Consider the following 17,315-nt stretch of genomic DNA (forward strand, 5'->3'; position numbering starts at 1 on the left):
TTTGCAGGGGAAAAGCGGCTCAGGCGCGCGCGCGGCGGTCGCGCAACTGGAGAATCATCGGCGTGAAGATGAGTTGCGTCGCGAGCCCCATCTTGCCGCCCGGCACGACGATCACGTTCGGGCGCGACATGAACGAGTCGTGCAGCATCGTGAGCAGATAGGGGAAGTCGATACCCTTCGGCTTCGTGAAGCGGATCACGACGAAGCTCTCGTCGGGCTGCGGAATTTCGCGTGCGGTGAACGGGTTCGATGTATCCACCGTCGGCACGCGCTGAAAGTTCACGTGCGTGCGCGAGAACTGCGGGCAGATGTAGTTCACGTAGTCGGGCATGCGGCGCAGGATCGTATCGACGACCGCTTCATGCGAATACCCGCGCATGGTCTGATCGCGATGCAGCTTCTGTATCCATTCGAGGTTGATGATCGGCACGACGCCGACCAGCAGGTCCGCATGGCGCGCAATATCGACCTTGTCGGTGACGGCTGCGCCGTGCAAGCCCTCATAGAACATCATGTCGGTATCGGACGCGATGTCTTCCCACGGCGTGAACGTGCCCGCGTCCTGCTTGAAATGCGCGGCTTCGGAGTCGTCGTGTATGTAACGCCGATACTCACCGCGACCGCTTTCGCCATAGGTGTGAAAGAGGCGCTCCAGCTCTTCGAGCAGATTCGCTTCGGGCCCGAAGTGGCTGAAGTGGAGGATGCCATCGCGCTCGCTTTGCTTCATCGCTTCGCGCATGCCGAGGCGATCGTAACGATGAAAGGCATCGCCTTCGACGATCTGCGCATTGATGCGCTCACGCCTGAATATATGCGTAAAACTCTTCATGACCGTGGTGGTGCCCGCGCCGCTCGAGCCCGTCACCGCGATGATCGGATGCTTGATTGACATGCGCCTGTCTCCCTATGGATTTATTCTGTGCACTTCACACGGGCGTCTCGGGAAGGAACAGCGATCGCTCGTTGAACAGCGGCGATGTGAATGGCTTGTCCTCCCCACGGTCGTATTCACCGTGATAACGCTGAATGCGCGCCACTTCGTTGCGCGAGCCGAGAATGACTGGCACGCGCTGATGCAAAGCGCGCGGCGTTGTATCGAGAATGCGTTCGCGGCCCGTGATCGAAAGCCCGCCTGCCTGCTCGACGAGGAAGCTCATCGGGTTCGCCTCATACAGCAGCCGCAAGCGCCCTTCCATCTCCGGCGTCTTGAAGTCTCGCGGATACATGAAGACACCGCCACGCATGAGAATGCGATGCACCTCCGCGACCATCGACGCGATCCATCGCATGTTGGAGTCCTGCGCACGGCATCCGGTGCGGCCCTCCTTGCACTCCTTCACGTAGCGGCGCACGGGCGGCTCCCAGAAGCGTTCGTTCGACACGTTGATCGCGAATTCGCAGGAATCGTCGGGTATGCGGATATCCGAATGCGTCAGCACGAAGTTGCCGACATCGCGCTCCAGCGTGAAGCCATGCGTGCCGTTTCCGACCGAAATGACGAGCATCGTCGCTGGCCCGTAGATCGCATAGCCGGCTGCGACCTGTTCGCTTCCCGGGCGAAGGAAGTCCGCTTCGCTCGGTGCGTCATGCCGCGATGCGTTTCTTCTCGACACCGAAAAAATGGAGCCGACGACGCCGTTGATATCGATGTTCGAAGAGCCGTCGAGCGGATCGAATGCAAGCAGATACTCGCCACGCGGATAAGGCTCCGGCACCGCATACACGCCCTCCATTTCCTCCGACACCATGCCAGCCAGCAAGCCGTCCCATTCGCAATGCTGCAGGAAGATATCGTTCGTCACGAGGTCGAGCTTCTTCTGTTCTTCGCCATGCGTGTTGACGCTTTGCGCCGAGCCATGCTGGCCGCCGAGCGCGCCGCGCATGAGCGCGGCGGCGATGGTCTTGATCGATGCGGCCACGTCCACCAGCAAGGCCGAGAGTCCGGTGGCCGCATGCGGGCCAGACTTGCGATCGAGTGTATCGATCAGGAATTTCGACAGCGTCGTGCGTCCGTCCTGCATGGTGCGCTCCTTTCAGGATGACGGTTCGTCGAACACGCGGCTTGCGCGTATATCGCATGGTTCGAGCTGCATCAGCGCGTCGGCGTCGGCGGGACCGCTGCCGCGTTCGGCCGCCGCAAAGAGACGATTCGCCTGACGCAGCCGCGCGCGGTCCAGCGCATTGCGCACCGAGCGCGCATTGGCGAAGTTCGGCTGACGAATGCGGCGCGCGAGATACTCCTCGAAGACGCGGCGGGCATCGTCGTCGAATCGATAATGCATCGCGATCAGCATTTGTTCCGCTATCCTGAGCAATTCATGCGGATCGTAATCCGGGAACACGATGTGATGCGCGATGCGCGAGCGAAATCCCGGATTGCTTTGGAAGAACGTCTCCATGCGCGACTCGTATCCCGCCAGGATCACGACGAGATCGTCGCGCTGGTTCTCCATCGTCTGCAGCAGGATTTCAATGGCTTCCTGACCATAATCACGCTCGTTCTCCGGCCGGTACAGGTAATACGCCTCGTCGATGAACAGCACGCCGCCCATCGCGCGCTTGAGCACTTCGCGCGTTTTGGGCGCGGTGTGTCCGATGTACTGGCCGACGAGATCGTCGCGCGTCACCGAGACGAGCTGATTGCGGCGGATATAGCCGAGTCTGTGCAGCACTTGCGCCATGCGCATCGCCACCGTGGTCTTGCCGGTGCCGGGATTGCCGGAGAAGCACATATGCAGTGTCGGCGCGCCGCTCGCGATGCCGAGCGTTTCCCGCGCCCGCTCCACGAGCAGATGCGCCGCGATCTCGCGAATGCGCGTTTTCACGGGAGCCAGGCCCACGAGATCGCGGTCCAGTTCCGCGAGCACTTCGCCGATGCGCGACTCGCGATACAGCGCCATCAGATCGGCGCGCGTTTGCGGCTCTTCCTCGATGATGTCGTCGGCCTGCATGAGCATTCTCCTTATCGATACCGCTCGCCCGAAGGGCGATCCGTCGCGTAGGTGCGAATCGAATAGTGCTGCACGCGGTTACGGCCGTCCTGTCGTTCGAGACGGAAGCCATGTTCTTCGGCAGGCCGGTTGACGATGAACGAAAGCCGCATGGTTTCGAAGCCGCGCACCGAATCGAAGGCATTGACCTTGACGTAGTGTTGCGGAAACGTCTTGCGGCATGCGTTCACTTCCATCATGACGCCGGCGGCATCGTGCAGATCGAACATCGGCAAGCCCCACATGTCCCAGTATGTATTGCGCGGATGCGGGTCGTCCGTGTATTCGACCGAACACGCCCACCCCTGACTCAATGCATAGTCGATCTGCGCGGCGATCTCTTCATCGCTCAACGCAGGCAAGAATGAAAACGTTCCTTGTGTGATGTGCATGTCGGCTCCGTTGCTCGTCGTTGATCGTCAGGCCACCGAGGGCGTCACCGCGAAATCCGGCGTGTCCGTGGAGGCATAGTTGAAGGTCACGTCGCGCCAGGTATCGAGTGCGAGCTTGAGCGGCGTGCACCAGCGCGCAGCGGCTTCGAGAATGTCCATGCCTTCGTGAACGATGTCGCGCCCTTCGTTGCGCGCTTTCACCATCGCTTCGAGCGCGACGCGATTGGCCGTTGCGCCCGCCTGTATCCCTTGCGGATGCCCGATCGTGCCGCCGCCGAATTGCAAGATCGCATCGTCGCCGAAGAGATCGAGCAACTGATGCATCTGCCCTGCGTGGATGCCGCCCGAGGCCACCGGCATCACCTTGCGCAAGCCCGCCCACGGCTGATCGAAGAAGATGCCGCGTTGCAGGTCCACGTCGTTGCGCGGCTCGCGGCATACGTTGTAATAGCCCTGCACGGCGAGCGGATCGCCTTCGAGCTTGCCGACCGCCGTACCGGCGTGCGCGTGATCGACGCCCGCCATGCGCAGCCACTTCGCAATGACGCGAAACGAGATGCCGTGATTGCGTTGCCGCGTGTAGGTGCCGTGTCCCGCGCGATGCAGATGCAGGATCATGTCGTTCTTGCGCGCCCAGCGCGACATCGACTGAATCGCGGTCCAGCCGATAACGAGGTCGATCATCACGATGCACGAGCCCAGTTCCCTGGCGAACTCCGCGCGCTCATACATGTCTTCCATCGTGCCGGCGGTCACGTTCAGATAGTGGCCCTTCACTTCGCCGGTTTCCGCTTGCGCGCGATGCACGCCTTCCATCGCGAACAGATAGCGGTCGCGCCAGTGCATGAATGCTTGCGAATTGATGTTCTCGTCGTCCTTCAAAAAATCGAGGCCGCCCTTGAGCCCTTCATAAACCACGCGGCCATAGTTCTTTCCCGAGAGGCCGAGCTTCGGCTTGACCGTCGCGCCGAGCAGCGGCCTGCCGTACTTGTCGAGCCTTTCACGCTCCACGATGATCCCCGTCGGCGGCCCCTGAAACGTCTTGAGATAGGCAACGGGGATGCGCATGTCTTCGAGCCTCAGCGCCTTGAGCGGCTTGAAGCCGAACACATTGCCGATGATCGACGCCGTGAGATTCGCCACCGATCCCTCCTCGAAAAGATCGAGTTCATAGGCGATATAGGCGAAGTATTGCGGCTCGTCGGCGCGTGCATTCGGCACCGGTTCAACGCGATACGCCTTTGCGCGATACATGTCGCATGCGGTGAGGCGGTCAGTCCATACGACGGTCCACGTCGCAGTCGACGATTCGCCCGCGACCGCCGCCGCCGCTTCCTCCGGCTCGACGCCTGCCTGCGGCGTGATGCGGAAGAGCGCGATGACGTCCGTATCCTTCGGCGTGTAATCGGGCTGCCAGTAGCCCATCTCGCGATACTTCATCACGCCGGCCGCATAGCGTGATCGGGGATCGGCCGGATTGCGCGCCGCCTCGATGGCGGCCTTGCTGAAGTCGTTCATTCCGTTTCCTTCACGAGGGGAAGATGAGAACGACGTGTCCGGAACATCCGCGACCGTCGCGTTCGTGTTGCGCCTTGCTGTGAATGCAGAGTAGGCGCACGGTCATCCTTTGTGAATTCACGAATTTCTTGCGCGGATCTAAGCGATCCCTTATCTAACGTCACGCGCACGGACGGGACACTTTGCTGCGTTTCCGTCACAGTGCGAGCGCGCCGGACGTATCGGGTTCTTTGGCATGGGCCTTGCGTCGCATGCGTGGAGAATGCCTTCCGTGAGACGGGCGGCGTTGCTCCACTTACCTCGTCAAGGAGAAACAAGCCATGCAATGGACCACACCGAGCTTTACCGATATGCGTTTCGGCTTCGAAATCACGATGTATATCGCCACACGCTGAAGCGGATAAGCCCGCACGAGGAAGCATCGCTTCAACTCTTCGTGCGGGTGCGAATCGATCATGATCTATGAGACCATCGTCACGACCGCGGACCGCGACGGCCTTCCGCATATCGCGCCGATGGGCGTGCGCTTCGAGGAAGAGCGCGCGATTCTCGCGCCGTTTCGCCCGTCGATTACGCTGGACAACATCATCGCGACGAAGAGCGCCGTCATCAATCTGACCACCGACGTACGCATCTTCGCCGGGTGCGTGACAAGTTTTCAGCGCAACTGGCCGACGCTCGCAGCCACCACCGTACCGAGCGTGCGGCTGGCGGATCCACTCGCACATATCGAACTGCGTCTCGCCGATTTACACGACGATGACACGCGCCCCGTATTGCGCATGGAATGCGTGCATCGTGAAACGCATGCGCCGTTTCCCGGCTTCAACCGGGCACAGGCTGCCATCGTCGAAGGCGCGATTCTCGTGAGCCGTCTCTTCATGTTGCCGCCCGAGAAAGTGGATAGCGAGATTGCGTATCTGCGCATCGCCATCGACAAGACTGCGGGCGACGCTGAACGCACCGCATGGAACTGGCTCTTGCAGGCCATCGAAGCACATCGCGCGAACGCGCTTCATTCCTGACGCATCCCTCCGGAGTTTGACGATGACCGCATTGCTCGCAAGCGTCCGCTCGGCCGATGAAGCATTCGACGCGGCCAGCGCCGGCGCCGAACTAATCGATCTGAAGGAACCGCATGCGGGCGCGCTCGGCGGCGTCGCGTTGCAGGACATCGCGAACATCGTGCGTGCATTGCGCGCGCAATACGCGGTACGGCCGATCAGCGCGACGATCGGCGATCTGCCGAACGATGCGCTCGATGAAATGACGCGTCGCGTGCTCGACGTGGCGGCGACAGGCGTCGACTATGTGAAGGTCGGCATCGCGCCCGGCCCGCGCGCGGGCGATTGCCTGCGTCATCTTGCGGGTCTGCCTGCGGCTGTCGTGCCGGTGTTGCTATCCGATGAAGGCGTGGACTGCGAGCTTGCGGCGCTTGCTGCGCAACTCGGCTTCGTCGGCATGGTGTTCGATACCGCGAGCAAGAATGGCCGCACGCTATTCGATTGCGTCGATGTCGCGACGCTTGGACGTTGCATCGCAGAGGCGCGTTCGAGCGGCACGATGACGGCGCTCGCCGGTTCGCTCGGCTGGTCCGATCTTGAGAAGATTCGCGCGCTTGCGCCGGACATTGCAGGCTTCAGAGGCGCACTATGCGATGAACGCGAGGGGCGCACCGGCCGCCTCGATCCATCGCGCGTACGGAACTGGGCGCGCGCGCTGCACGGCCAGCCCATTGCCGCTCACGCCTGAAACGCGAGCAGCCTGTCCCTCATGCGCGATGCATCGCCCTTGCTGAACACTTCGACGAGATAATTCGCATCGCGCACATAAGCAGGAAAGCGCCTGTCGACGACGCCGCTTGCCGCAAGCATGTCGAGTGGCGCGTGCGCTTCGACATCGCATGATTTCACGAGCAGGAGGCGCTCGGCGTTGAGCGTCGTTGAGAGCCATGCGGCGAGGCTGTCGGACGTCGTGTCCCAGTTGGTCATGGAATCCGGCGTCGTTCGCATGAGGTCGGTCGGCACCCACACGGCCACGCGGCCATCGCGCAATGCACGGCGAATGCGATCTTCGTTCGATGCCAGCACGAGGTCGGGCACGATGCCTTGCATGAGGATCGCGTACTGCGCCATGGCGAGCAGACACATGTTGTGGGCCGCGAGGTCGTCGAAGCGCCATTCGCGCTGATATCGCCGCACCGCATCCGCGAAATCGCCGCCGCCCGGCACGATCACCACGCGCCCTCCGCCTACTTCCCAGAGCCGCATCAGCCACTCGCGCAGCGCCGGATCGTGACTCAGGCTTCCCCCGATCTTGACCACCCACATGGTCTTTATCCTCGTTCGAGATTCGTTGTCGTCGCGATCAAGGGCGACGATGCAAGCAACGCGACCGCCACGCTCGGCGCACACGTCGAAGCCCATTCCGCGCGCTCATCGTCCGTATCCGGTACCCCCGCAAGGCGCGCGAATTCGATGTATCCGCGCGCCTCCTGCCGCGCGAGCGCCTCCGCGAGAAAGCGTCCGCACCCGGCACCGACGATCGGTGCGGAACTCAGTGAAGCATGCTGCGCACTCACGCGCGCAAGGCTCGCTTCGAGCGTGCGCAATTGCTCGTGGCGCCACGCGAATGCGAAGCGGCGCCATTCGTCGGGTTTCGCATCGCTTGCATCACGTCCGATCATTCTCGCGATGCGCGCGCGGCTCGCGGCTTCGGTCTTGGGTCCGTTGTCGGCGCTCGGATGCTGATCGTGCGCGTCCCACAACTCGCCGGTCAGACGATACACATCCGCCGTCGTCGCGAACCATTCGTTCATCACGCCGGTGCTTTCCCCGCGAAACGCGATGCGCTGTGCGACGCCGCAGAGTGGCGTTCGCACGACGCCCTGATACACGAGCTCGCTGCTTGCTAGACGCTGCGCATCGTTCGTGCCGCGTGCGGCGACGCGACCATCGATGATCGGAATAATGTCGGTGGTCGTGCTGCCGATATCGACGAGCACTGCATGAGGCACACGCGTCGCGACCCATTGCGCCGTCGCGAGCCAGTTCGCCGATGCGATCTTGCGCCAGCCATCGGCGCACGCGGATCGCGCGAGCCAGTTCGATTCGCCGCCATAGAACATCGTGCGCTGACCGAGCCGCTGCGCGAGCGTGCGTGCGAGCGTGCGCACGCCTTCGGCGCGATCCGCGAAAAGATCGACCATTTCGCCGGTCATGGTGACAGCGTGGCGCGCGGAGGCGTCGGCTGCACTGGGCCAGCGTTCGAACGCATATTCGATGACCCGCTCGAGATGCGCAATGCCTTGCCATAGCGGACACGCCCATTGCGCGACATCGACGAGCGCACCCCTGCTCGTCATCGAGACTTTGACGTGCGCGCCGCCCACGTCCCAGCCGAATACCGGCGCGTCGCCGCTGCGCGCGGTCACGACGACGCTCCGACTTCGCGCACGCGCGTGTCATGGTGTGCGAAGCCTGACACACGATGCGCCGCGAGCAGTTGCGCCGCGAGATTGCGCTTCTTGCTGATTGCCGCATAGGCCACGGTGAGGCGCGGATTGACTTCGATCACCACGGGCCCGCGCGCTTCGTTCCATACGACGTCGATGCCGGCGAAACCGCGCAGCCCCGGCAACGCGTGTGCGACGCGCATCGCGAGACGTTCGAGGGCTTGGCCCTTCGCGCTATCGAGCGGGATGTAATCGGCATCGACACCATCGAATTCGACGATGCGTTCATTACGATTCGATGGCGTGTCGCTGCTCATGCCGATGCGCTGCCGATTGATCGACACGAGTTGCGCGCCGGCCTCATCGCAGATGAGCGAGAGGCTGAGCGGCTCGCCATCGATCCATTCTTGCAGCACGGGATTGCGCCCGGCGGCGGCGCGCGCTCCGTATTCCTTCAGCGCGGCGTCGAGATCACGATAGACATACGTATCGAGACCGCCTGCGCCGTCGTCGGGCTTGACCACCCAGTTTGCTGCATCGAGCGATGCGGCCTGCTCCGGCTCGAGCGCGGGCGTCGTGGCGATGCCATGAGCCTGGAGGCACGTGGCCGTTGCGCTCTTGCTCGATGCAACGCGTATGGCCTCCTTCGCGCAGCCGAGCCAGCGGGTTGCGCCGACCGCATCGTAGAGACGCAACAGCAGGCCGTCGCATTCGGGCGCGACGACGAGTGCGTAATCGTGCTCGCGCGCCATGCGTGACACGAACTGCGTGATGGATTCTCCTTCTTGCGCGCGTTGGTGCGAATAGCGATCATCGACGTGTTCGAAGCGTGAACTGGCGATGGTCACGTCGATGCCGGGCAATGCGCGCAGGTCGGTTGCGATGGCATCGCGCATGACGCGGCCTTCGACGATCAGCGCGCTCAGGTCTGCGAGGCTCGCTGGGCTGGCGATATCCGGGTCGATGCCGCCTCCGGTGAGGTACTCGAATACGAATAGTTTGATCAAAGGAAGGCGATCCATGCAGGTGATACCCGTTCTCGATCTGCTCGACGGTCATGTGGTGCATGCAGTGCGCGGCGAGCGTTCGCGCTACCGGCCGATTCGGTCATCACTGTGTGCGACGAGCGAACCGGTCGCGGTTGCTCGGGCATTGCTTCGCGCGACGGGGGCGCGGACGCTGTATGTGGCGGATCTCGGCGCGATTCTGGAGCGTAGCGCGCATATCGATGCGCTTGCTGCGCTTTGCGATGCGCTTGGGCAGGGCGTTTCTATCTGGCTCGATGCGGGGTTCAGCGACTTTGCATCGGTGCGGGCTTTGTTCGGTGCTTGCGGTGCGGGGGCATCGCTCGTGCCGGTGTTCGGAACTGAGAGTTTGCGCGATGCGGGCGCAATTTCGGATGCCGCTGCGGCTGGGTACGAGCCGGTTCTTTCGCTCGATTATCACGGCGGGCGGGCGTTGGGTTCGCTTCATGGCGATAGCGCTTGTTGGCCGATGCGGGTCATCGTCATGACGCTCGATCAGGTTGGCGCGCGCGCCGGGCCGGATCTGGATACGTTTGCTGCCGTGCGCGGGATGGCCGGAGAGCGTCTTTTGTTCGGCGCGGGCGGCGTGCGGGATCGCAGTGATCTTGCACGTGCTTCTCGCGCTGGCGCGCACGGGTGGCTTGTCGGGTCGGCGGTTCATGAGCTTGCACTTGGGGTTTCGGCTTTGGCCTGACTCAATATCTATGCCATCGAGAGATTGATTCGCATCGCGGGCTTTCTTGGTCGGTCTGCTGGTTCAGCAAGTGACAGTTTGTGGCGATTTGGGAGCATTTGGATCTGCACTTGCTTTGCTTTGAGCCTGCTTGCGTTGAACTTGTATTCGTGTCGGTCTATTAGCTCGCCCCTCCCCGGGGCGGGGGTCACTTTCTTTGCCGCTGCAAAGAAAGTAACCAAAGAAAGCAGCTTTTTTCTGAACCGCACGATGCACTATCTTGTGTGGTCACTTCGTAGAACATCAGTGGCACTCAACTTGAAAGAGCCTTGAATTACCTTCCGCGCCCGCTGACTACTAACGTCCTCCGAGCCCCTTGGCTCGTCAAAACCTGCTGTATGAACAAGCGCCACGCTACAGCTCAAGGCTGACCAGATTTAATTGAATGCCCTTACTGAAGCCTTTCTCGCTCGGGCTTCGCACTCCGTTGTGATTCAACAGCTTTGCCGCACGACGCTTGTGATGAGAACGACTGCAACGTCGAGCGGCGCTCGATCGCGCAAGACTGTTTCCCGCTCCGGTCGGTGTTGCTGCGTGGCCTTTCGGCTGCGCCCATTACATGTTCTTGATTTGAACGCTCGACAGCGTTGATAGCACGTAGCGCGTGGTGCCCCTATGGTGTTGTCGAGCCAAGGGGCTCGGAGGACGTTAGTAGTCAGCGGGCGCGGAAGGTAATTCAAGGCTCTTTCAAGCTGAGTGCCACCGATGTTCTACGGAGTAGCTACGCGTACTTTGCTTCGGGCCTAAAAAAGCTGCTTTCTTTGGTTACTTTCTTTGCAGCGGCAAAGAAAGTGACCCCCGCCCCGGGGAGGGGCGAGCTAATAAACCGACACGAATACAAGCTCACCACCAACATCCCACTCGCGCGCCAGCGACCCCCCGTTCGGCATAGACCTTGCTAAAAGCTCGCCCACTATGTCCAGCTCCCCGCCCAAAGCGCCAGCAAGAACAACGTGTCCTTTCTGCCCGCTGCTATGCGAGGACATCGTGCTGACTGCGAGTCTGGAGGCATCGAACACGACCTGTCCGCGTCTAACGCGATCGCTCGCCACGTTCACGAACAACGACGCAACAAAGAACCCCCAGATAAATGGCGAAAATACGGACCTAACCACAGCACTATCCGAAGCGACAAAAATCCTGGAACAAGCCCGCCGTCCGCTCTTCAGCGGACTAGCAACCGACATCGCCGGCGCACGCGCGCTATACGAACTCGCGGCACACAGCGGCGCCATCCTCGATCATCTGCACGGCGACGCGCTCGCCGCCAGCACACTCGCCCTGCAGGATCGAGGCGCATTCTTCACCACGCTCTCGGAGATACGCTCGCGCGCCGATCTGATTGTCGTCATCGCGTGCGAACCATCGCGGCGCTATCCGCGCTTCTTCGAACGCGTGCGCAACCCCGACCCCCAGACAGATATCGTCTTCGTCGGATGCGACACAGATCCTGCTGCAAGCACCAACGCCAAAGCGATACTTCCAAACACCGATCCCTTCGACATCCTCGCACTCTGGTCCGCGCTGACGGAGGGCCGCAACGCCAATGCGCTCGCCGACGCGCAAACCGCGCAACAACTCGAAGCATTGCTCGAACGCATCCACGCCGCGCACTACACCGCATTCGTCTACGAACCCGCCACGCTGCCCGCTCCACACGCAGCCCTCGCCATCGAAGCGATCAACCGCATCGTCAAGACGATCAATCGCACCACACGCGCAGGCGCACTTGCGCTGACCGGCGACGACGGCGCACTCTCCGTCAATCAAGCCGTCACGTGGCTATCGGGCTTTCCGTTGCGCACGCGCGTCGCGTATGGCGTGCCGCTCGAACATGATTCGCACCGCTATCGCACCGACGACTTATTGCGCCGCAAGGAGATCGACGCATTGCTATGGATATCGAGCTTCGGCCCCGAGCCACTGCCTTCGTCGCTACCCGACGACGTGCCCGCCATCATCCTCGGCCATCCCGCAACGACGCACGACGCGCGCAAGGCAACCACGGTCTTCATCCCCGTCGCGACACCCGGCATCGATAGCAACGGCCACCTTTTTCGCGTCGATGCCTCGGTCGTCGTGCCGCTCGTCGCTGCACGCAATACGCCTTTGCCAACCGTGGCCGCAATCGCCAGCGAACTAGTCCGCGCAAGGAGGCCGCAATGACCCACGCGCGCATCAGAGGCGCCGCCGTCTACGATCCGGCGAACGGCATCGACGGCGTCCGGCGCGACATCATCATTCGCGATGGCCGCATCGTCGATAACGCGCAGAGCGAAAGCATCCCGCCCGAACGCGATTTCGACGCGAGCGGCATGATCGCAATGGCCGGCGGCATCGATCTGCATTCGCACATCGGCGGCGGCAAGACCAATCTGTCGCGCCTGCTGCTGCCGGAAGATCATCGCAACGATGCGCGCGCCGTCCCCGACAAGCCCGGCGAAGGCCGCTATATGCGTCTGCCCTCGTGCGGAACATGCGCGCCCGGAACGCTTGCCACCGGCTATCGTTATGCGGAAATGGGCTACACCGCCGCGTTCGAACCGGCAATGGTCGCATCCAACGCACGTCACACGCACCTCGAAATGGGCGATACGCCGATCATCGATCACGGTGCCTACGTGATGATGGGCAACGACGAACTCTTCCTGCAAATGCTCGCGGCCAACGAAGACTTCGAGCGCATGCGCGATTACGTCGGCTGGACCATCGACGCGAACAAGGCGCTCGGCGTCAAGGTCGTGAATCCCGGCGGCATCTCCGCCTTCAAGTTCAATCAGCGTTCGCTCGATCTCGACGAAGCACACGTGCATTACGGCATCACGCCGCGCGACGTGCTAAGGACGTTGACGCGCGCGCTGAGCGAGCTGCGCGTGCCGCATCCGCTGCATGTGCATGCGAGCAATCTCGGTGTGCCGGGCAATGTGCAATCGACGCTCGCGACAATGGACGCATCCGATGGCCTGCCCATCCATCTCACGCATATCCAGTTCCATAGCTATGGAACCGAAGGGCCGCTCAAGTTTTCATCGGGCGCACGCGCAATCGCGGAAGCGGTCAACGCACGGCCCAACGTCACGATCGATGTCGGCCAGATCATCTTCGGCCAGACGGTCTCCGCATCCGGCGACACGATGATGCAGTTTCGCAATGCACCGCTTGCGCGTCCTCGCAAATGGATACTGGGCGATATCGAATGCGACGGCGGATGCGGCGTCGTGCCGTTCCGGTATCGCGAGCAGAGCTTCGTCAATGCGCTGCAGTGGATCATCGGGCTGGAGATCTTTCTGCTCGTCGATGATCCTTGGCGCGTATCGATGACCACCGATCATCCCAATGGCGGACCGTTCACGAGCTATCCGCATCTGATCCGCCTGTTGATGGACAAGCCATTTCGCGACGAGCAACTCAACAAGCTGCACGCCGATGCAAAAATCGCAAGCGTGCTCAGTGAAATCACACGCGAACTCTCTCTTTACGAAATAGCCATCGTCACCCGTGCCGGCCCTGCGCGTCTGCTTGGTCTCGCCGATCGCGGGCATCTGGGCGCGGGCGCGGCGGCTGATATCGCGGTGTATCGGGAAGACGCGAATCGCGAGCGCATGTTCACGTCGCCCGCATTCGTGTTCAAGGACGGCGAACTCATTGCGCGCGACGGAACCTTGCTGCAAACACCAACGGGCGGGATTCACTTCATGACGCCCGACTATGACCGCGCAATCGAACAACGCGTGCGCGACTACACGCACGCGAATCTGGCGGGAAGGTTCGAAAACATCGCGATCGGCGACGACGAAATGTGTGCGGTCTGCAACGGCGGCAAGCTCTTGCCCGTCGCATGCGAACGGCGATGACCACCATGCGCATCAACGACACCGAGATTGATGACACCTTCGCCGAAGCCTTCCCGATGAAGGCGACGCGTCTGATCATTACCGCGCATACCTCGACGTGGGCGCGTCACGCCGCCAATTCGCTGACGGGCTTCGCTACGTCCGTCATCGATTGCGGATGCGAGGCGGGCATCGAACGCGACCTCGCTGGCGATGAAACTCCCGACGGAAGGCCAGGAATATCGGTGCTGATATTCGCGGTGTCGTCGAAGGAACTGGCGAAGCAGGTTGCGCGTCGCGTCGGGCAATGCGTATTGACGTGCCCGACGACGGCCGTCTATGGCGGAATCGATCCGTCGACCAGCCGTGCGCCGCTCTCCGACAATGCACCGCTTGGCGCTGGCCTGCGCTTCTTCGGCGATGGCTTTCAGATATCGAAAGTGCTTGGCACGACGCGCTATTGGCGCGTGCCCGTCATGGACGGCGAATTCGTCTGCGAAGAACTCACTGCAACGGTCAAGGCAGTGGGCGGCGGCAACCTGTTGTTTCTTGCGAGCGACATCGACAGCGCATTGCATGCGGCAGAATCCGCCGTTGCCGCAATGCACAAGCTGCCCAATGTCATTACGCCTTTTCCGGGCGGCGTCGTGCGCTCCGGGTCGAAGATCGGCTCGAAGTACAAAGGCGCGACGGCATCCACGAACGATGCGTTTTGTCCGACGCTCGTCGGCTTGTCGACGAAAAGCGAACTCACTCCGGAAGTGGCGTGCGTGCTCGAAATCGTGATCGACGGTCTCACCGATGCCGACGTCGGCGCGGCAATGACAGCCGGAATCACAGCAGCTACGTCTATAGGACGCACAGGCGGAGTCTTGCGCATTTCAGCCGGAAACTATGGCGGCAAACTCGGGCCTTACCACTTCAAGTTGCATGAGTTATCCGCTGGCGTCGCTGGAGCACGCGCATGAACGCCGTCACGCTGCGTGTAAGAAGTTCGCCTGGCTTTCGCGTGGATGGTTCCAAATTACTTCCTCTAACGCTTGCGCAAATGTCGTCTACGGAACGTCCAAGAGTGCCGCTGCACGCAGACGGTGAAACGTGCGCGATCGGCGATCTCTTCGACATCGCCGAAGCCGATGCAGCCCATGCCTCGCTTCGTATAGAAGGCGATGTGGCGTGGCTCGATCGCATTGGCGCGTCGCTTACAGAAGGCAAGCTCGCGATTCACGGCAATGCGGGCGACTACGTGGGCATCGGCATGACAGGCGGCGACTTGTCGATTGAAGGCAATGCAGGCCGGTTCACCGCATGCGAGATGCAAGGTGGACGCGTGACCATTCAAGGCAACGTCGGCGACTTCGCGGCGGGCGCGCTGCCCGGCAACATGGAAGGCATGAGCGGCGGAACGCTCGTCGTCCACGGCGATGCTGGCGCGCGCCTTGCGGACCGCATGCGGCGTGGCACCGTGCTCATCGGCGGAAATACCGGGGATTTTGCTGCGTCGCGCCTCGTTGCAGGGACGGTCTGTGTCGCAGGACAAACGGGCTTACACCTGGGCTATGGTATGCGGCGCGGCACGGTCGTATTATTGAAGAATCCCTCACGCGATCCACCCACCTTCACGGAAGGCGGACGCGGCTTCGATGTCTTCTGGCGACTGCTTGCGGGCATGCTCGCCAGAGAGATCGCGCCTTTCTCGACGCTCGTGCAAAACGCATTGCCAAGGCGCTATACCGGTGATCTTGCCGTAGACGGACGGGGGGAATTGCTGATCGCCAATTCATGAAACGACGATAACAATGGACCCTCTATCCGCCGCACCAATGCCCTTTCGCGAAGGAGGCATGCCATGACCGCAGTCGGCACCCGGCCCGCGACGCCCGGCCGGTCGACGGTGGCGAACGAACGCTTCGCCCGGCCGCTGATTGCGCTGCACTGGATCATCGCCATCGCCATCATTGCAATGCTGTGCATCGGCTTTTATATGGTGGGCCTGCCACGCGGACTGGCGTTCAAGTCGACCGTCATCAACTTCCATAAGTCGCTCGGTTTGACGATTTTCCTGCTGGTGCTGATCCGCATCCTGGTACGCCTGGCCTATGGCCGGCCGCCTCTGCCGCCGATGGGAGCGTGGCAACGCGCCGCCGCGAGCACCACGCAGGGTCTTTTATACGCGGGCATGGTCGCGATGCCGCTGACCGGCTATCTCGGCTCGTCGTTCAACAAATACGGCACGCGCTTCTGGGGCGTGCTTCTGCCACAATGGGGATCGGACGATAAAGCAATGCGCGAATTGTTCTTCGGCATACATGGTTTCATTGCATGGATGCTGGCCGCGTTGATCGTTCTTCATTTCCTGGGCGCAATGAAGCATCAGCTCATCGATAAGGACGGGCTGTTAAGGAGAATGTGGCCATGACGTATTCGCGCAGGACCCGACGATGAAGATTCGCGTGTTGGGCTCATCGGCAGGCGGCGGCTTTCCGCAATGGAATTGCAACTGCCGCAATTGCGACGGCGTGCGCCGAGGCGTCATTGCTGCGCGTGCTAGAACGCAGTCGTCGATTGCGGTCAGTGACAACGGTGAAGACTGGCTGCTCGTCAACGCATCGCCGGACATACTCGCGCAGATCGCGGCTAACCCCGAATTGCAGCCCGCACGCCGCGTGCGCGACACGGGCATCGCCGCCGTCATTACGATGGACGCGCAGATCGACCACGTCACCGGCCTGTTGATGCTGCGCGAGCGCGGCACGCCGTTGCCGCTCTATACGACCGACGCGGTATGGCAAGACCTGTCGACCGGCTTTCCGGTCACATCCATTCTTTCGCATTACTGCGGCGTCGAGCATCGCCGCATTGCGCTCGATGGCGAGGCGTTCAGCGTGCCCGAACTGCCGCGCGTCAGCATCGATGCGCTGCCGCTGTCGAGCAAAGCGCCGCCTTATTCGCCGCATCGCGAAGCGCCGGAAGTGGGCGACAACATCGGCCTCATGTTCACGAACGACGTCACGGGCAAGCGCGCGTTCTATGCGCCCGGCCTCGGCTCACTCGAACCGCATGTACTCGATGCGATGCGCACCGCTGACCTGTTGCTCGTCGACGGCACCGTGTGGACCGACGACGAAATGATCCGCCTCGGCCTGACGAAGAAAACCGGCGCGGACATGGGACATCTCGCGCAAAGCGGTCCCGGCGGCATGATCGAAGTGCTCGATTCGATCGGCCGCGCGGACGTGCGCAAGGTGCTCATCCATATCAACAACACGAACCCTATCCTGATCGAGGACGGACCCGAACGGCGCATGCTATCGGAGCATGGCATCGAAGTGGCGCATGACGGCATGAGCTTCGAGCTATGACATCGCGG

At 61.9% G+C, this 17,315-nt stretch carries 18 protein-coding genes; 10 read left to right on the forward strand and 8 right to left on the reverse strand.

What is annotated here, in order from left to right:
* Window positions 1-19 precede the first annotated feature (19 nt).
* The 5 genes from LDZ21_RS18815 to LDZ21_RS18835 are packed head-to-tail and all read right to left on the reverse strand — an operon-like array spanning window position 20 to window position 4,900.
* Entirely contained in the window at window positions 20-892 is an 873-nt protein-coding gene (locus tag LDZ21_RS18815) for a phosphoribulokinase (protein WP_244795259.1), read from the reverse strand.
* Between the two features lie 34 nt (window positions 893-926).
* Window positions 927-2,021, reverse strand: coding sequence for a class 1 fructose-bisphosphatase (locus tag LDZ21_RS18820; RefSeq protein WP_244795260.1), 1,095 nt, complete (start codon window positions 2,019-2,021; stop codon window positions 927-929).
* Between the two features lie 12 nt (window positions 2,022-2,033).
* A complete protein-coding gene (cbbX, locus tag LDZ21_RS18825; protein ID WP_244795262.1) occupies window positions 2,034-2,951 on the reverse strand; it encodes a CbbX protein in 918 nt (305 codons plus the stop codon).
* Window positions 2,952-2,962: 11 nt separating this feature from the next.
* A complete protein-coding gene (locus LDZ21_RS18830; protein ID WP_035962967.1) occupies window positions 2,963-3,382 on the reverse strand; it encodes a ribulose bisphosphate carboxylase small subunit in 420 nt (139 codons plus the stop codon).
* 27 nt (window positions 3,383-3,409) lie between these two features.
* Window positions 3,410-4,900, reverse strand: a complete 1,491-nt coding sequence (locus LDZ21_RS18835; RefSeq protein ID WP_035962966.1) for a form I ribulose bisphosphate carboxylase large subunit — start codon at window positions 4,898-4,900, stop codon at window positions 3,410-3,412.
* Between the two features lie 320 nt (window positions 4,901-5,220).
* Between LDZ21_RS18835 and pqqA the strand changes: the two genes are divergently transcribed.
* The 3 genes from pqqA to LDZ21_RS18850 are packed head-to-tail and all read left to right on the forward strand — an operon-like array spanning window position 5,221 to window position 6,652.
* Window positions 5,221-5,295, forward strand: a complete 75-nt coding sequence (pqqA, locus tag LDZ21_RS18840) for a pyrroloquinoline quinone precursor peptide PqqA (RefSeq protein ID WP_008354335.1) — start codon at window positions 5,221-5,223, stop codon at window positions 5,293-5,295.
* Window positions 5,296-5,355: 60 nt separating this feature from the next.
* On the forward strand, window positions 5,356-5,925 hold the full coding sequence (locus LDZ21_RS18845) for a DUF447 domain-containing protein (RefSeq protein ID WP_244795263.1): 570 nt from the start codon (window positions 5,356-5,358) through the stop codon (window positions 5,923-5,925).
* A 22-nt stretch (window positions 5,926-5,947) separates the two neighbouring features.
* Window positions 5,948-6,652: a (5-formylfuran-3-yl)methyl phosphate synthase gene (locus LDZ21_RS18850; protein WP_244795264.1), complete on the forward strand. Its 705-nt coding sequence runs from the start codon at window positions 5,948-5,950 to the stop codon at window positions 6,650-6,652.
* Here the strand turns inward: LDZ21_RS18850 and LDZ21_RS18855 are convergent.
* Genes LDZ21_RS18855 through LDZ21_RS18865 form a run of 3 tightly spaced genes read right to left on the reverse strand, consistent with a single transcriptional unit; the run spans window position 6,643 to window position 9,361 of the window.
* Complete coding sequence (locus tag LDZ21_RS18855) at window positions 6,643-7,230, reverse strand: amino acid kinase family protein (RefSeq protein WP_035962961.1); 588 nt, start codon at window positions 7,228-7,230, stop codon at window positions 6,643-6,645. The two genes, LDZ21_RS18850 and LDZ21_RS18855, sit on opposite strands and share 10 nt — an antisense overlap.
* 5 nt (window positions 7,231-7,235) lie before the next feature.
* A complete protein-coding gene (locus LDZ21_RS18860) occupies window positions 7,236-8,333 on the reverse strand; it encodes a hydantoinase/oxoprolinase family protein (RefSeq protein WP_244795265.1) in 1,098 nt (365 codons plus the stop codon).
* Window positions 8,330-9,361, reverse strand: coding sequence for an ATP-grasp domain-containing protein (locus LDZ21_RS18865; protein ID WP_244795266.1), 1,032 nt, complete (start codon window positions 9,359-9,361; stop codon window positions 8,330-8,332). Before LDZ21_RS18865 ends, LDZ21_RS18860 begins: the two co-directional genes overlap by 4 nt.
* A gap of 13 nt (window positions 9,362-9,374) precedes the next feature.
* Between LDZ21_RS18865 and LDZ21_RS18870 the strand changes: the two genes are divergently transcribed.
* The 7 genes from LDZ21_RS18870 to pqqB all read left to right on the forward strand — a co-directional run bounded on the left by LDZ21_RS18870 (window position 9,375) and on the right by pqqB (window position 17,307).
* A complete protein-coding gene (locus LDZ21_RS18870; protein WP_244795267.1) occupies window positions 9,375-10,073 on the forward strand; it encodes a HisA/HisF-related TIM barrel protein in 699 nt (232 codons plus the stop codon).
* Window positions 10,074-11,027: 954 nt separating this feature from the next.
* On the forward strand, window positions 11,028-12,278 hold the full coding sequence (locus tag LDZ21_RS18875) for a molybdopterin-binding domain-containing protein (protein WP_244795269.1): 1,251 nt from the start codon (window positions 11,028-11,030) through the stop codon (window positions 12,276-12,278).
* Window positions 12,275-13,966, forward strand: coding sequence for a formylmethanofuran dehydrogenase subunit A (locus LDZ21_RS18880; RefSeq protein WP_244795271.1), 1,692 nt, complete (start codon window positions 12,275-12,277; stop codon window positions 13,964-13,966). Before LDZ21_RS18875 ends, LDZ21_RS18880 begins: the two co-directional genes overlap by 4 nt.
* Before the next feature lie 5 nt (window positions 13,967-13,971).
* Window positions 13,972-14,913 carry a formylmethanofuran--tetrahydromethanopterin N-formyltransferase gene (fhcD, locus tag LDZ21_RS18885; protein ID WP_244795904.1) on the forward strand — a complete coding sequence of 314 codons (942 nt, stop codon included), beginning with the start codon at window positions 13,972-13,974 and terminating at the stop codon, window positions 14,911-14,913.
* Window positions 14,910-15,731: a formylmethanofuran dehydrogenase subunit C gene (locus LDZ21_RS18890; protein ID WP_244795273.1), complete on the forward strand. Its 822-nt coding sequence runs from the start codon at window positions 14,910-14,912 to the stop codon at window positions 15,729-15,731. Before fhcD ends, LDZ21_RS18890 begins: the two co-directional genes overlap by 4 nt.
* Before the next feature lie 63 nt (window positions 15,732-15,794).
* Window positions 15,795-16,364 (forward strand): cytochrome b, encoded by a 570-nt coding sequence (locus LDZ21_RS18895; RefSeq protein ID WP_244795274.1) that lies wholly within the window; start codon window positions 15,795-15,797, stop codon window positions 16,362-16,364.
* Window positions 16,365-16,386: 22 nt separating this feature from the next.
* Window positions 16,387-17,307 (forward strand): pyrroloquinoline quinone biosynthesis protein PqqB, encoded by a 921-nt coding sequence (gene pqqB, locus LDZ21_RS18900; RefSeq protein WP_244795276.1) that lies wholly within the window; start codon window positions 16,387-16,389, stop codon window positions 17,305-17,307.
* Window positions 17,308-17,315 lie beyond the last annotated feature (8 nt).

The organism is Caballeronia grimmiae (genome assembly GCF_022879615.1).
Lineage (GTDB): Bacteria > Pseudomonadota > Gammaproteobacteria > Burkholderiales > Burkholderiaceae > Caballeronia > Caballeronia grimmiae.

What these genes read in the sequence shown, in the direction of transcription:
- LDZ21_RS18835 (WP_035962966.1), bottom strand. Translation starts at nt 4,900, where the DNA reads ATGAACGACTTCAGCAAGGCCGCCATCGAGGCGGCGCGCAATCCGGCC.
- pqqB (WP_244795276.1), top strand. Translation starts at nt 16,387, where the DNA reads ATGAAGATTCGCGTGTTGGGCTCATCGGCAGGCGGCGGCTTTCCGCAA.
- fhcD (WP_244795904.1), top strand. Translation starts at nt 13,972, where the DNA reads ATGCGCATCAACGACACCGAGATTGATGACACCTTCGCCGAAGCCTTC.
- LDZ21_RS18815 (WP_244795259.1), bottom strand. Translation starts at nt 892, where the DNA reads ATGTCAATCAAGCATCCGATCATCGCGGTGACGGGCTCGAGCGGCGCG.
- cbbX (WP_244795262.1), bottom strand. Translation starts at nt 2,951, where the DNA reads ATGCAGGCCGACGACATCATCGAGGAAGAGCCGCAAACGCGCGCCGAT.
- LDZ21_RS18880 (WP_244795271.1), top strand. Translation starts at nt 12,275, where the DNA reads ATGACCCACGCGCGCATCAGAGGCGCCGCCGTCTACGATCCGGCGAAC.
- LDZ21_RS18875 (WP_244795269.1), top strand. Translation starts at nt 11,028, where the DNA reads ATGTCCAGCTCCCCGCCCAAAGCGCCAGCAAGAACAACGTGTCCTTTC.
- LDZ21_RS18870 (WP_244795267.1), top strand. Translation starts at nt 9,375, where the DNA reads ATGCAGGTGATACCCGTTCTCGATCTGCTCGACGGTCATGTGGTGCAT.
- LDZ21_RS18830 (WP_035962967.1), bottom strand. Translation starts at nt 3,382, where the DNA reads ATGCACATCACACAAGGAACGTTTTCATTCTTGCCTGCGTTGAGCGAT.
- LDZ21_RS18895 (WP_244795274.1), top strand. Translation starts at nt 15,795, where the DNA reads ATGACCGCAGTCGGCACCCGGCCCGCGACGCCCGGCCGGTCGACGGTG.
- LDZ21_RS18845 (WP_244795263.1), top strand. Translation starts at nt 5,356, where the DNA reads ATGATCTATGAGACCATCGTCACGACCGCGGACCGCGACGGCCTTCCG.
- LDZ21_RS18820 (WP_244795260.1), bottom strand. Translation starts at nt 2,021, where the DNA reads ATGCAGGACGGACGCACGACGCTGTCGAAATTCCTGATCGATACACTC.
- LDZ21_RS18855 (WP_035962961.1), bottom strand. Translation starts at nt 7,230, where the DNA reads ATGTGGGTGGTCAAGATCGGGGGAAGCCTGAGTCACGATCCGGCGCTG.
- LDZ21_RS18890 (WP_244795273.1), top strand. Translation starts at nt 14,910, where the DNA reads ATGAACGCCGTCACGCTGCGTGTAAGAAGTTCGCCTGGCTTTCGCGTG.
- LDZ21_RS18850 (WP_244795264.1), top strand. Translation starts at nt 5,948, where the DNA reads ATGACCGCATTGCTCGCAAGCGTCCGCTCGGCCGATGAAGCATTCGAC.